General features: G+C 67.6%; 12 protein-coding genes. 3 read left to right on the top strand and 9 right to left on the bottom strand.

All coding sequences use genetic code 11. The features are described 5' to 3' along the window. The first annotated feature begins 80 nt into the window (after positions 1–80). From zwf to pgl, 3 genes are read left to right on the top strand one after another with little or no spacing between them, the layout of a single operon-like run. A complete protein-coding gene (gene zwf / locus ASG28_RS05345; protein ID WP_055972807.1) occupies positions 81–1,616 on the top strand; it encodes a glucose-6-phosphate dehydrogenase in 1,536 nt (511 codons plus the stop codon). Further along, positions 1,613–2,560 carry a glucose-6-phosphate dehydrogenase assembly protein OpcA gene (locus tag ASG28_RS05340; protein ID WP_055972804.1) on the top strand — a complete coding sequence of 316 codons (948 nt, stop codon included), beginning with the start codon at positions 1,613–1,615 and terminating at the stop codon, positions 2,558–2,560. The genes zwf and ASG28_RS05340 overlap by 4 nt, the downstream gene beginning before the upstream one ends. A gap of 15 nt (positions 2,561–2,575) precedes the next feature. Further along, complete coding sequence (pgl, locus tag ASG28_RS05335; RefSeq protein ID WP_055972801.1) at positions 2,576–3,346, top strand: 6-phosphogluconolactonase; 771 nt, start codon at positions 2,576–2,578, stop codon at positions 3,344–3,346. A 111-nt stretch (positions 3,347–3,457) separates the two neighbouring features. On the opposite strand, the gene ASG28_RS05330 is transcribed toward pgl, so the two are convergent. The 9 genes from ASG28_RS05330 to uvrA all read right to left on the bottom strand — a co-directional run bounded on the left by ASG28_RS05330 (position 3,458) and on the right by uvrA (position 14,232). Further along, positions 3,458–3,814, bottom strand: coding sequence for an RNA polymerase-binding protein RbpA (locus ASG28_RS05330; RefSeq protein WP_043595011.1), 357 nt, complete (start codon positions 3,812–3,814; stop codon positions 3,458–3,460). Continuing rightward, positions 3,814–4,065: a preprotein translocase subunit SecG gene (gene secG, locus ASG28_RS05325; RefSeq protein ID WP_043595012.1), complete on the bottom strand. Its 252-nt coding sequence runs from the start codon at positions 4,063–4,065 to the stop codon at positions 3,814–3,816. The genes ASG28_RS05330 and secG overlap by 1 nt, the downstream gene beginning before the upstream one ends. 106 nt (positions 4,066–4,171) lie before the next feature. Next, a complete protein-coding gene (gene tpiA, locus ASG28_RS05320) occupies positions 4,172–4,960 on the bottom strand; it encodes a triose-phosphate isomerase (protein ID WP_055972798.1) in 789 nt (262 codons plus the stop codon). Continuing rightward, positions 4,954–6,165, bottom strand: a complete 1,212-nt coding sequence (locus ASG28_RS05315) for a phosphoglycerate kinase (RefSeq protein ID WP_055972795.1) — start codon at positions 6,163–6,165, stop codon at positions 4,954–4,956. The genes tpiA and ASG28_RS05315 overlap by 7 nt, the downstream gene beginning before the upstream one ends. Positions 6,166–6,228: 63 nt before the next feature. Further along, on the bottom strand, positions 6,229–7,233 hold the full coding sequence (gap, locus tag ASG28_RS05310; protein ID WP_043595015.1) for a type I glyceraldehyde-3-phosphate dehydrogenase: 1,005 nt from the start codon (positions 7,231–7,233) through the stop codon (positions 6,229–6,231). A gap of 172 nt (positions 7,234–7,405) precedes the next feature. Next, a complete protein-coding gene (whiA, locus tag ASG28_RS05305) occupies positions 7,406–8,386 on the bottom strand; it encodes a DNA-binding protein WhiA (RefSeq protein WP_055972792.1) in 981 nt (326 codons plus the stop codon). Between the two features lie 68 nt (positions 8,387–8,454). Further along, a complete protein-coding gene (gene rapZ, locus ASG28_RS05300; protein ID WP_055972789.1) occupies positions 8,455–9,336 on the bottom strand; it encodes an RNase adapter RapZ in 882 nt (293 codons plus the stop codon). A 40-nt stretch (positions 9,337–9,376) separates the two neighbouring features. Further along, positions 9,377–11,284, bottom strand: a complete 1,908-nt coding sequence (gene uvrC / locus ASG28_RS05295; RefSeq protein ID WP_055972786.1) for an excinuclease ABC subunit UvrC — start codon at positions 11,282–11,284, stop codon at positions 9,377–9,379. Next, positions 11,281–14,232: an excinuclease ABC subunit UvrA gene (uvrA, locus tag ASG28_RS05290; protein ID WP_157485647.1), complete on the bottom strand. Its 2,952-nt coding sequence runs from the start codon at positions 14,230–14,232 to the stop codon at positions 11,281–11,283. Before uvrA ends, uvrC begins: the two co-directional genes overlap by 4 nt. Positions 14,233–14,285 lie beyond the last annotated feature (53 nt).

Here is a 14,285-nt window from a genome sequence, read left to right as displayed (position 1 = left end):
TTCGTCTTGCCCCCGGGTGGTCGCCGCAGGTCTCGCCCGTCCTCGACCGGATCACCCCTCGAACCACAGAACGGAACCCCATGTCACCGGTGCCGATCACGCCGGAGTCCAACCCGCTGAGGTTGCCCTCCGACCGACGTCTCAACCGCATCGCCGGCCCGAGCGGCCTGATCATCTTCGGCGTGACGGGTGACCTCTCCCGCAAGAAGCTCATGCCCGCCGTCTACGACCTCGCCAACCGTGGCCTGTTGCCACCCGGCTTCGCACTCGTCGGTTTCGCGCGACGTGAGTTCGAGGGCCAGGACTTCGAGCAGGTCGTCTACCAAGCCGTCAAGGACCACGCCCGCACGCCGTTCGACGAAGACGTCTGGCGCCAGCTCAAAGAGGGTTTCCGTTTCGTCCAGGGGGTCTTCGACGACGCCGACGCGTTCGCTCGGCTCAAGGACACCATCGAGGAGCTCGATCGCGAGCGCGGCACGATGGGGAACCACGCGTTCTACCTCTCGATCCCGCCCAAGGCCTTCCCGATGGTCACCGAGCAGCTTCGCAACTCAGGGCTGGCCGAGGAGAAGGACGGTGCGTGGCGACGCGTCGTCATCGAGAAGCCCTTCGGCAGCGACCTCAAGACGGCGCGCGAGCTCAACGCCGTCGTCGAGACGGTGTTCGAGCCCGACAGCGTGTTCCGCATCGACCACTACCTCGGCAAAGAGACGGTGCAGAACCTGCTCACGCTGCGGTTCGCCAACCAGATGTACGAACCCCTCTGGAACTCCAACTACGTGGACCACGTCCAGATCACCATGGCCGAGGACATCGGCGTCGGCGGCCGGGCCGGCTATTACGACGGCATCGGTGCCGCCCGCGACGTCATCCAGAACCACCTCCTCCAACTGCTCGCCCTGACGGCGATGGAAGAGCCGGTCACGTTCGCCGCCCGCGACCTCCGGGCCGAGAAGGAGAAGATCCTGTCGGCCGTCCGCCTGCCCGCCGACCTCGCCACGGGCACCGCGCGGGGCCAGTACGCCGGGGGGTGGCAGGGCGGAGAGAAGGTCCTCGGCTTCCTCGACGAAGAGGGCATGGACCCCGAGAGCACGACGGAGACCTTCGCCGCCATCAAGCTCGAGATCGCCACCCGACGCTGGGCGGGCGTGCCCTTCTACCTCCGTGCCGGCAAGCGTCTCGGGCGTCGCGTGACCGAGATCGCCGTCGTCTTCAAGCAGGTGCCCGAGAACATCTTCGGCACCCAGACGTCCCTGGGCCAGAACGCTCTCGTGATCCGGGTCCAGCCCGACGAGGGAGTGACCCTCCGGTTCGGGTCCAAGGTGCCCGGCATCGGCACGCAGGTCCGCGACGTCACCATGGACTTCGGCTACGGTCACGCCTTCACCGAGGCGAGCCCGGAAGCCTACGAACGTCTGATCCTCGACGTCCTCCTCGGCGATCCCCCCTTGTTCCCCAGGCACGAGGAGGTCGAGCTCTCGTGGAAGATCCTCGACCCGATCGAGGAGTTCTGGGCCACCCGAGGCCAGCCCGAACAGTACCGACCCGGCACGTGGGGCCCCGCCTCGGCCGATGAACTCATGGCCCGTGACGGCCGCACCTGGAGGCGTCCGTGATCGTCGACCTGCCCGACAGCACCATCAGCCGCGTCCTGAAGACGCTGGTCAAGATCAGGGAAGAAGGAGGCGCGGTCGCGTTGGGCCGTGTCCTCACCCTGATCATCTCCACCCGTCTCGGTGACGAGGAAGAAGCCATCGAGGCCGCGAACGACGCCTCCCGCGAACACCCCATGAGGGTCATCGTCGTGTCCACGTCGACCGGCGTCGACGACGGCGAGGGACGGCTCGACGCTCAGATCCGCGTGGGGGGCGACGCCGGTGCCAGCGAGGTCATCCTGCTCCGGGCCTACGGTGAGACCGCGAGCGACGAAGAGGGGCTCGTCACCGGGCTCCTCCTTCCCGACGCTCCCGTCGTGGCGTGGTGGCCCAAGACCGCTCCCGCCGTCGTCTCGGAGTCTCCGCTGGGGCGCATCGCGCAACGGCGCATCACCGACGCCGCCAGTCAGTCGAACCCGCGCCAGTCGATCATCGACCTCGCCCGCAGCTACGCTCCCGGTGACACCGACTTCGCCTGGACCCGGCTCACCCTGTGGCGGGCACAGCTCGCCGCGGTGCTCGACCAGCCGCCCTACGAGTCGGTCACCGAGGTCGGTGTCTCCGGTGCGCCCGACTCCCCCTCGACGCTGCTCCTGGCCGCCTGGCTGCGTCTGCAGCTCCAGGTTCCCGTCGACGGCGAGTTGACGACCCGGGCGACCGGCTCGAGCGGCATCCACGGGGTCCAACTCGTCCGCGCCTCCGGGTCCATCGTCCTCGAACGTTCCGTCGACGACGTCGCGACACTGACCCAACCAGGCCAGCCCACGCACGATCTCGCGCTGCCACGCCGCTCGCTGCGCGACTGCCTGGCCGAGGAACTCCGTAGACTCGACCCCGACGACCTGTTCGGGAACGTCGTGAGACACGGGGTCGGCCAACTGAGCGAACCCGTCCAGAGCAACTAGAGCAGATAGAGAACCGTGACGAACGAACGCCGGGTGCTGGTCCACCCCGACAAAGAATCGCTGGGTGCGTCCGTGGCCGCCCGCTTCATCACCAAGATCATCGACGTGCTCGAAGAGCAGAACTACGCGTCGGTCGTCGTGAGCGGCGGGTCGGTGAGCACGCTCGTGCTGGCGGCCATCAACGCGTCGCCGGCCCGCGACAGCGTCGACTGGTCCAAGGTCTCGATCTGGTGGGCCGACGAACGGTGGGTTGCCGCCGGAGACTCCGACCGCAACGACACACAGGCCGGCATCGATCTGCTCGACCACATCGGGTTGCTGCCCGAGAACGTCCACCGTTTCGGTGCTGTCGGTGACTACGCCGACGTCGAGGCAGCGGCCGTCGCCTACCGCGACGAGCTCCGCCGGCACGCGCAGGCCGACGACGAGGCCCCGCGCTTCGACATCACCCTTCTCGGTGTCGGTCCCGACGGCCACGTGGCCTCTCTGTTCCCCGACAAGCCGCAGATCCGTCAGCTCGAGCCGACCGTGCTCACGATTGACGACTCCCCCAAGCCGCCGCCGGTGCGCCTGACGCTGAGCCTGCCGGTGATCAACAACTCGCAGCGCGTCTGGATGATCCTCGCCGGAGCCGAGAAGGCCTCGTCGCTGGGGCTCGCCCTCGCGGGTGCCGGGGCGGACCAGGTGCCGGTGGCCGGGGTCAAGGGGCGCAAGCGCACCGTCTTCTTCGTGGACCAGGACGCCGCGGCCGAGGTCCCCGAGAACTTGATCGCCTCCACGTACTGAGTCCCGGTCCGGGCCGAGCGTCCGTGGTACGACGAAGGGCCCCGTAGCTGACTGCTACGGGGCCCTTCGTCATCGTCGGCGTCGAGACACCAGGAGGTGCGCTCGGCCTGGTCAGGCCTTGCCGCGTCGGACGCGCAACTGCTGGAGAGCCTCTTCGAGCAATTGCTCGGCTTCTTCTTCGGTCCGTCGCTCTTTCACGTAGGCGAGGTGAGTCTTGTAGGGCTCGAGCTTGGCGACCGTCGGTGGGTTCGCCTTGTCGCGACCTGCAGGCAGCCCGCTCGAGGGCGAGTCGACGGTCTCGGGGATCTCTTCGTCGGGCACGTTGGCCGCGAAGTGACGCACGACCTCGTTGCCGAGGGCGTCCCAGTACGAGATGGTGATCCGCTCGGCGTGGAAGCCTCGATCTTGTTCACCCATGGGGCCCGCGCCGACGCGCGAACCGCGGATTGCACTACCGCCCGAGGCCATCAGCTGACCGCCGCGAACTTGGTGATGAGGCCCAGGACCACGATGCAGGTGATCCAGACGAGACCCAGGAAGACCGTGATGCGGTTCAGGTTGCGCTCGGCGACGCCGGACGCCCCGAGGTTGCTCGTGACACCACCGCCGAACATGTCGGACAGACCGCCGCCGCGACCGCGGTGGAGCAGGATGAGGAGGGTCAGCAGGAGGCTCGTGATGCCGAGCAACACCTGCAGGATGACCTGGAGAATTTCCACGTAGGACCTTTCGATGCGGTGAGACCGCTGACCAGTATAACCGCGAGAAACCGTCGCCCCGGCAGCACGAGCCGGAAGGGCACCGACGAGCGGCGCCCCGATCGGCTCAGACGCCGACGTGCGCCTGGAAGCGGACGATGCTGGCGAACTCGGACACGTCGAGGCTCGCCCCACCGACGAGGGCTCCGTCGACGTTCGGCTCACGCATGAAGGACGCGATGTTGGTGGACTTGACCGATCCGCCGTAGAGGACGCGGGTCGCGGCGGCGGCATCCGAACCGACGATGTCGACCAGGGCCACCCGCAGCGCGGCGCAGACCTGCTCGGCCTGCTCGGCCGTGGCGGCCTGCCCGGACCCGATCGCCCAGACGGGCTCGTAGGCCACGACGATCTCGGCGGACGCGGGCACCTGGGCGAGCGCCGCACGGAGCTGGGCCACCGGCACCGCGCTCGGTCCGTGCTGCTCGAGGTCGTCCGCCGTCTCTCCGACGCAGATCACGGGCACGAGGCCGGACCGATGAGCAGCGGCGACCTTCGTCGCCACGACGTCGTCGTCCTCGGCGTGGAGCGTCCGGCGCTCCGAGTGCCCGACCAGGACGTAGCGGACGTCGAGCTTGGCGAGGAACTGCCCTGAGACCTCGCCCGTGTAGGCGCCGGAATCGTGGGCGGAGAGGTCCTGGGCCCCGAGAGCCAGTTCGAGCTTGTCGGCGTCGAGCAGGGTCTGCACGCTGCGGAGGTCGGTGAACGGCGGGAACACCGCGGTCTCGACCGAATCGAAGTCGTGCTTGGCGTCCTTGAGGGACCAGGCGAGTTTCTGGACGAACGCGATCGCCTGCAGGTGATCGAGGTTCATCTTCCAGTTGCCGGCGATGAGGGGGGTGCGTGTGGTCACCATCCGAGGACCTCCAGTCCGGGGAGTCGTTTGCCCTCGAGGAACTCGAGGCTGGCTCCACCACCGGTGGAGATGTGGCCGAACTGGTCGTCCGTGAAGCCCAGGGCACGAACGGCCGCGGCCGAGTCGCCACCGCCGACGACACCGAGACCCGAGACATGGGTGAGAGCCTCGGCGACCGCCTTGGTGCCGTGTGCGAAGGCCGGGAACTCGAAGACTCCCATGGGTCCGTTCCAGAAGACCGTGGAAGACGTCTGGACGGTCTCCGCGAAGCGTGCCGCCGTCTCGGGACCGATGTCCAACCCGAGGGCGTCCGCACCGAGCGGAGAGGACTCGATGCCGTCCGAGGCGACCACGGTGTGGTCGGCATCGGCGCTGAACGACGAAGCGACCACCACGTCGACGGGGAGGACGAGGTTGACGCCCCGACGCGCGGCTTCGTCGACGTAGCCGCGGACCCGGTCGAGCTGGTCCTTCTCGAGCAGGCTCTTGCCGACGGGGAGCCCCTGGGCGGCGAGGAACGTGAAGAGCATGCCGCCACCGATGAGCAGGTTGTCGACCCGCGGGAGCAGGTGCTCGATGACGCCGAGCTTGTCGGACACCTTCGAACCGCCGAGGACCACGGTGTAGGGCCGTGTGGGGTTCTCGGTCAGCTTGTCGAGGACCTCGAGCTCGCGGGAGATCAGCGTGCCGGCTGCGCTCGGGAGGAGCGCGGGGAGCTCGTACACGCTCGCCTGCTTGCGGTGCACGACGCCGAAGCCGTCGGAGACGAACACGTCGCCGAGTTCGGCCAGGCGACGGGCGAAGTCCTGACGCTCCGACTCGTCCTTCGACGTCTCGGCAGCGTTGTAGCGGAGGTTCTCGAGCACGATGATCTGGCCGTCGGTCAGACCGCCGACCGCTGCGGTGGTCTCGTCGCCGACGGTGCTCGCTGCGAAGCCGACGCTCTTGCCGAGGAGTTCGCTGAGTCGTTGGGCGACAGGTCGCAGGCTGTACTCGGCCTTCGCCTCGCCGTCGGGGCGACCGAGGTGCGAGATGACGACGACCCTGGCCCCCTGGTTGATCAGCAGGTCGAGGGTCTCGAGGGAAGCACGGATGCGTCCGTCGTCGGTGATCTCGCCGTCCTTCAGGGGGACGTTGAGGTCGCATCGGACGATGACGCGCTTGCCCGACAAGGGACCGAGGGAATCGAGGGTTCGCAGGCTCATGGGTTCGTTTCGGGGTTGGAGGACGATGCCCCGGCCCGCGAGGGCCGGGGCACCGGGGTCGGACTAGAGGCGGTCGGCCACGTACTTCGTCAGGTCGACGAGGCGGTTCGAGTAGCCCCACTCGTTGTCGTACCACGAGGTGATCTTGACGAGGTTGCCGATGACCTTGGTGAGCCCCGAGTCGTAGATCGACGAGTGGGGGTCGGTCGTGATGTCGGTGGACACCAGCGGGTCTTCGGAGTAGGCGAGGATGCCCTTGAGTTCGCCCTCGGCGGCGGCCTTGTACGCGGCGTTGATCTGCTCGACCGTCACCGGGGTGCTGGTCTCGAGGGTCACGTCGGTGATCGAGCCGGTGGGGACGGGGACGCGCAGGGCGTAGCCGTCGAGCTTGCCGGCGAGTTCGGGGATCACGAGGCCGATGGCCTTGGCGGCACCGGTCGACGTCGGGACGATGTTGAGCGCGGCGGCACGGGCACGGCGGGGGTCCTTGTGCGGGCCGTCCTGCAGGTTCTGGTCGGCCGTGTACGCGTGGACCGTCGTCATGAGACCGCGCTCGACGCCGAAGTTGTCGAGGAACACCTTCATCAGGGGCGCGAGGCTGTTCGTCGTGCACGACGCGTTCGAGATGATGTGGTGGTTGGCGGGGTCGTAGATGCCCTCGTTCACGCCCAGCACGATGGTCGCGTCGTCACCGGTGGCGGGAGCCGAGATGAGGACCTTCTTCGCACCCGCGGTGATGTGCTTGCGTGCGTCTTCGGCCTTCGTGAAGAAACCGGTCGACTCGACGACGATGTCGACGCCCAGCTCGCCCCAGGGCAGGTTGGCGGGGTCGCGCTCGGCGAGCACCTTGATCGGCTTGCCGTCGACGACGATCGAGTCGCCGTCGAGCTCGACGGTGGCGTCGAGACGACCCGTGATCGAGTCGAACTTGAGGAGGTGCGCGAGGGCGGCGTTGTCGGTCAGGTCGTTGACGGCGACGATCTCGATGTCGGTTCCCTTGGCGAGCGCCGCGCGGAAGTAGTTACGGCCGATGCGACCGAAGCCGTTGATGCCGATCTTGACGGTCAATGAAACTCCTGATGATCAGGCGTCGTGGGGACGCGTGGAGGGTGTGGGCGACCAGGCCCGTGGCGACGCCCGAACTCTCGATGACCTCGGGTCGGACACCGCTTACGACAGTAGCAGCAGCCCTCCGGAATTCGTCGTCCCGTGACGTCACGGGACCCCCCTCAGCCGGCCCTCAGTCGAGGTCGAGGTCGTTCGGGAGATTCGCGTCCGTACCCGGCAAGCCCAGGTCGCTGGCTTTCTTGTCGGCCATGGCGAGCAGGCGGCGGATGCGTCCCGCCACGGCGTCCTTGGTCATCGGAGGGTCGGCGTGGTGGCCGAGTTCGTCCAAGCTGGCGTCACGGTGGGCCAGTCGCAGCTCGCCCGCGTACTTGAGGTGGTCGGGGATGTCGTCGCCGAGGAGTTCCATCGCCCGGTCGACCCGGGCACAGGCGGCGACGGCGGCCTGGGCCGAACGTCGCAGGTTGGCGTCGTCGAAGTTGACGAGCCGGTTGGCGGTCGCGCGCACCTCCCGGCGCTGGCGCATCTCTTCCCAGTCGGTCACGCTCTTCTCGGCACCCATCACCTTGAGCATGGTGCCGATCGCCTCGCCGTCACGGATGATCACGCGGTGCACGCCCCGGACCTCGCGGGCCTTCGCCGCGATGCCCAGTCGTCCGGCGGCCCCGACGAGCGCCATGGCGGTCTCGTTGCCGGGGCACACGACCTCGAGCGAGGCGGATCGACCGGGGTCGGTCAGTGAACCCTGGGCGAGGAAGGCGCCGCGCCAGATCGCGGCGAGATCGTCACGCGAGCCGGTCGTGAGTCGGTTCGGCAAGCCTCGCACGGGTCGACGGCGGGCGTCCATGAGCCCGGTCTGACGCGCCAGCGTCTCGCCGGCCTCGTGGACCCGCACGAGGAACCCGGGCGTGCGTCGTGAACCGGAGGGAGCCGTCATGGCGACGTCGCTCCGGGCCCCGTACAGCTCGGCCAGGTCTTTGCGGACCCGTCGGGCGATGAGGGCCGAGTCGAGTTCGGCCTCGACCGCGATCCGACCGGAGATCAGGTGCAGTCCCCCGGCGAAGCGGAGAACGGTGGCGAGCTCGGCGGCCCGGATCGTCGTCCTGCTCACCTCGACGCGGGCGAGTTCTTCTTTGACGTCGGCAGTCTGGGCCACTCCGGTTGTTCCTTTTCGTCAGGTCGACTTGTCGTCGGTACACGGGCGTGCTGAAGGACCTCGGTGGGTCATTCTCGGCCGAGGTCGCGGTGTTTCACGCTGACGGCCACGCCGGGGAGTCCACGCAGACGCGCCGCCAGTTCACCCACGAGGGTGACCGATCGATGTTTGCCCCCGGTGCAGCCAATGGCGATCGTAGCGTGTCTCTTGTTCTCACGCTGATAGCCCGACAACACGGGGACGAGCGAGGCGGCGAAGGCGTCGACGAACTCTCGTGCCCCGTCCTGCTGCATGACGTACGTCGTGACCGGCTCGTCGAGCCCCGACTGCTGCCGGAGCGCGGGCACCCAGAAGGGATTGGGGAGGAACCGCGCGTCGCCCACCATGTCGGCGTCGGTGGGCAGGCCGTACTTGAACCCGAAGCTGAGGACGGTCACCTGCACCCCGGCACGGTCGGACTCGGCGAACTTCTCGGAGATCGTCGTGGCCAACTGGTGGATGTTGAGTTCTGACGTGTCGATGATCACGTCGCTGGTCTCGCGGAGCTCTTCCATGCGCGCACGCTCGGCCAGGATGCCGTCCAGCAAGGTGCCGTCACCCTGCAGCGGGTGCGGCCGCCTGACCTGCTCGAAACGGCGGACCAACGCCGCGTCGGTCGCATCGAGGAAGAGGACGCGCACCTTGCTGGGCATGCTCGCCCGCAGGGTTCGGACGGCCTCCTGCGCCTCGCTGAAGAGGCGACCACCGCGGACGTCGACCACGGCGGCGATCTTGGGGAGCGAGTCCCCCGCGCGCTCGGCCAGGTCGAGCAACGGTCGCAGCATCTGCGCGGGAAGGTTGTCGACCACGTACCAGTCGAGGTCTTCGAGGGCGTTGCCGACCGTCGACCGCCCGGCGCCGGACATGCCCGTCACGATCAGGACCTCTTGTTGTTCGCTGACGTCGCTCATGTCGGTGGTGTCCTCCGGGTCGGCGGGCGGTGCATCGAGTCTAGGCGGGGCTCGTGGGGGGCACGGCGTCGTCGACCGTCACGTCCTCGGCTCCGCGGAGCCGTTCGACGACGGCCGCGGCGAGGGTCGGTCCGATGCCGCGGATCGCCGAGATGTCGGCGAGCTCGGCATCCTTCAGCCGCTTGACCGAGCCGAAGTGCTTCAGGAGCACGGCCACCCGGGAGGGCCCCAACCCCGGGATCTCGGCGAGTTGCGTCGAGATGTCACGCTTGCGTCGTTGCCGCTGGTGTGTGATCGCGAACCGGTGCGCCTCGTCCCGGATGCGCTGGATCAGGAACAGCGCGTCGCTGTTGCGCGGCAGGATGACCGGGAAGTCGTCGTCGGGCAACCAGATCTCCTCGAGCCGTTTGGCGATGCCGCACAGCGCGATGTCCGTGACGCCGGCGTCGTCGAGGGCTCGTCGGGCCGCCGCCACCTGGGGTTGTCCGCCGTCGACGATGAGGAGGTTGGGGCGGTACGCGAACCGTTTGCGTTGCTCACCCACCTCCTCGACGGGCGCAAGTTCGTCGTCGAGGCGTGAGAGACGGCGGCTGAGGGTCTGGTAGATCGACTCGGTGTCGTCGGTCGACTGAGGGATGTTGAAGCGCCGGTACTGGTCCTTCCGCGGCAGGCCGTCCTCGAAGACGACCATCGAGGCGACGATGTTCGTGCCCGAGAGGTGTGACACGTCGTAGCACTCCATTCGCAAGGGCGCGTCGCTCATGCCGAGGGCCTCCTGGATGTCGGCCAGGGCGGTCGACCGGGTGGCGAAGTCGGCGCTGCGACGGGTCTTGTAGAGCATGAGCGACTGCTGCGCGTTGAGGGTCGCCGTCTGCATGAGGTTGGCCTTCTCGCCGCGCTGTGCCGTGTGGATCTGCACCCGTCCGCGCCCGCGAAGTGTGCTCAGCACGCTCTCGAGGGCGTCGTTGTCGTCCGGCGTCTCGGTCACGACGATCTCGCGGGGAAGCTCGGCGCCGGCGGTGTAGATGCCCTGCAGGACTTGCTCGACGAGGTCGCCGGTCGAGATGTCGATCTCTTTGTCGACGACCCAGCCGCGGGAACCACGGATGCGACCGCCCCTCACCGTGAAGAGCTGGACGGCGGCCGCCAACTCGTCCTCGGCGAGGGCGTAGAGGTCGAGGTCGACGTTGTCCCGCAGGACGACCGCCGACTTGTCGAGCACGGCCTCGAGGGCCTGCACCTGGTCACGGTACGTGGCTGCGTCCTCGAAGCGCTGCTCGACGGCGGCCGTCTTCATGGAGCGCTGCAGGTCGGCGATCACCCTCTTGTCGTAGCTGCCCATGAACTTGACGAACTCGTCGACGATCGCCCGGTGTTCCTCGATCGACACCTTGTGCGAGCAGGGCCCGCCGCATCGACCGATCTGCCCCGGAAAGCAGGGCTTGCCCGTCTGCATGGCCTTCTTGTAGCTGCTGTCCGAGCAGGTGCGGATCGGGAAGACCTTGATCATCAGGTCGATGGTGTCGTGGACCGCCCAGATCTTCGGGTACGGCCCGAAGTACTTCGCCCCCTTGATGCGAGGGTTCCGCGTGACCATGACCCGGGGCGCCTCGTCGGCCAGGGTGACGGCCATGAAGGGGTAGGTCTTGTCGTCGCGGAACTTGACGTTGAACGGTGGGTCGAACTCTTTGATCCACGTGTACTCGAGCTGCAGGGCCTCGATGTCGCTGCCCACGACGGTCCACTCGACCGACCGCGCCGTCAGGACCATTCGTCGGGTTCGTTCGTGCAACGAAGGCAACGGGGCGAAGTAGTTGCTCAGCCGGGCCCGGAGGTTCTTGGCTTTGCCGACGTACAAGACCCGGCCCCGCTCGTCACGCCAGCGATAGACGCCGGGGTCGGTCGGGATCTCGCCCGCTTTCGGACGCCAGGAGACGGTGTTGCTCATCGTGCTTCGACGGCCTCCCGACGTCGCGTCGGCGTGGCCTTCTTCTTCTGGACCCGGGGAACGGTGTGACCCGACTCGAGGATCTCTTTCAGGAAGACACCGGTGTGGCTCTCGGGCACGGTGGCGAGGTGCTCGGGCGTGCCGGTGGCGATGACGGTACCGCCACCCGCGCCTCCTTCGGGGCCCATGTCGATCAGCCAGTCGGCGGACTTGATGACGTCGAGGTTGTGCTCGATCGTGATGACGGTGTTGCCCTTCTCGACGAGACCGTTCAGGACGAGCAGGAGCTTGCGCACGTCCTCGAAGTGCAGACCCGTGGTCGGCTCGTCGAGCACGTAGACGCTGCGCCCGTTGGAGCGCTTCTGGAGCTCGGTCGCGAGCTTCACGCGCTGGGCCTCGCCACCGCTCAACGTGGTGGCGCTCTGACCGAGTCGCACGTAGCCCAGGCCGACGTCGACCAGCGTCGACATGAACCGTGAGATCGCCGAGATGGGCGCGAAGAACTCGGCGGCCTCGCTGATCGGCATCTCGAGGACCTCGGAGATGTTCTTCCCCTTGTACCGCACCGCCAGGGTGTCGCGGTTGTACCGCGCACCACCGCACACCTCGCAGGCGACGTAGACGTCGGGCAGGAAGTTCATCTCGATCTTGATGGTGCCGTCACCCGCGCAGTTCTCGCAGCGGCCGCCCTTGACGTTGAAGCTGAAGCGTCCCGGCAGGTAGCCGCGGGCCTTCGCGTCGGTCGTCTCGGCGAAGAGGGTGCGGATGCGGTCGAAGACGCCCGTGTAGGTCGCGGGGTTCGAGCGCGGGGTGCGGCCGATCGGAGCCTGGTCCACGTGGACGACCTTGTCGAGGGCGTCGAGCCCCGTGACACGCGTGTGCTTGCCGGGGATCTGACGGGCTCCGTTGAGCTGGTTCGCCAGGACCTTGTACAAGATGTCGTTCACGAGCGAGGACTTGCCCGAACCGCTGACACCCGTCACAGCGACGAAGGTGCCCAGGGGGAAGTCGACGGTGACGTCGCGCAGGTTGTTGGCCTTGGCGCCCACGACCGAGATCATGCGCTTCTTGTCGACGGGACGACGGCTGGTGGGCGTCTCGATCGAGCGCCGCCCGGCGAGGTAATCGCCCGTGTACGAGTCGGTGTTCGCGACGAGGTCCTCGTAGCTGCCCGAGTGCACGACCGTGCCGCCGTTGACGCCGGCACCCGGACCGATGTCGACGACCCAGTCGGCCGTCTTGATGGTGTCCTCGTCGTGCTCGACGACGATCAGCGTGTTGCCGAGGTTCTTCAGTTTGACCAGCGTGTCGATCAGTCGGCGGTTGTCCCGCTGGTGCAGGCCGATGCTCGGCTCGTCGAGGACGTAGAGCACCCCGGTGAGGCCCGAGCCGATCTGGGTCGCGAGGCGGATGCGCTGGGCCTCGCCGCCCGAGAGGGACCCGGCGGCGCGGGCCAAGGAGAGGTAGGTCAGGCCCACCTCGAGGAGGAACTCGAGCCGGACCCGGATCTCACGCAGGACCTGGGCGGCGATGCGCGCCTCGCGGGTCGTGAGGGTGAGGCTGTTCATGAACTCGAAGGCGTCGGCGAGGCTGAGTTCGGACACCGTCGCGATGTCGTTCCCGTCGACCAGGACGGCGAGGACCTCGGGCTTGAGCCGCTTGCCCTTGCAGACGACGCACGGGATCTCACGGAGGTAGGACGCGTAGCGCTGGCGCTGCGTGTCGGTCTCGGCCTCGGCGTACTTGCGCTCGATGTAGGGCATCACACCCTCGAAACCCGTCGAGTACGTCATCTCTCGCCCGAAGCGGTTACGCCATTTGACCGTGACCTCGAAGTCGTTGCCCTGCAGGACGGCCTGCTGGACCTTCTCGGACAGGTCGTGCCACGGAGTCTTGAGGCTGAAGCCGAGATCGCCGGCCAGGCCCTCGAGGAGCTTCTGGAAGTAGTTGTAGAGGCCCTTGCCCGATTGGGTCCACGGGAGGATGACGCCGTCGGCGAGGCTCAGCTCGGGATCGCCCAGGAGCAGGTCGGAGTCGACCGACATCTTGGTGCCGAGACCCGAGCACTCGGGGCAGGCGCCGAAGGGCGCGTTGAACGAGAACGTGCGGGGTTCGATCTCGGTGAGCTGGACCGGGTGGTTGTTCGGGCACGAGAGCTTCTCGGAGAACGTCCGGTACTTGCCGGCCGCGCCCTCGTCGGTGTCGACGAAGTCGATGGTGACCAGGCCGTCGGTCAGGCGGAGGGCGGTCTCGAGCGAGTCGGTCAGACGGGTCAGCGCCTGATCGGAGGCGACGAGGCGGTCGACCACGACCGAGATGTCGTGCTTGATCTGTTTCTTCAGCTTGGGCGGCGAACTGAGCTGGATCTGCTCCCCGTCGACGATGGCCCGGGAGTACCCCGTGGACGCGAGCTCGGCGAACAGATCGACGAACTCGCCCTTCTTCTGCGAGACCACAGGGCTCAGCACCTGGTAGCGGGTGCCCGTCTCGAGGGTCATGAGCTGGTCGGCGATCTGCTGCACGCTCTGCTTGCTGATCTTCTCGCCGCAGACGGCGCAGTGCGGCACGCCGATCCGTGCCCAGAGGAGGCGCATGTAGTCGTAGATCTCGGTGATCGTGCCGACCGTGGAACGCGGGTTGCGGTTCGTGGACTTCTGATCGATGGAGACGGCCGGGCTGAGGCCCTCGATGAAGTCGACGTCGGGCCGGTCGACCTGACCCAGGAATTGCCGCGCGTAGGCGGACAGCGACTCGACGTACCGTCTCTGCCCTTCGGCGAAGATCGTGTCGAACGCGAGGGACGACTTGCCGGAGCCGGACAACCCGGTGAAGACGACCAACGAGTCACGCGGGATCTCGAGGTCGACGTTGTTCAGGTTGTGCACACGGGCACCCCGGACGCTCAGCGTGGAGGAACCTTCTACAGGTGAGATGGACACTCTTACCATTCTGTCGATGTGGACGACGCTCGTCGTCGTGGCGGGCAGGCCCGCGGGAGAAG

This window comes from Frigoribacterium sp. Leaf415 (assembly GCF_001424645.1).
Classification (GTDB): Bacteria; Actinomycetota; Actinomycetes; order Actinomycetales; family Microbacteriaceae; genus Frigoribacterium.
This window is presented reverse-complemented; position numbering and strand designations above follow the sequence as displayed.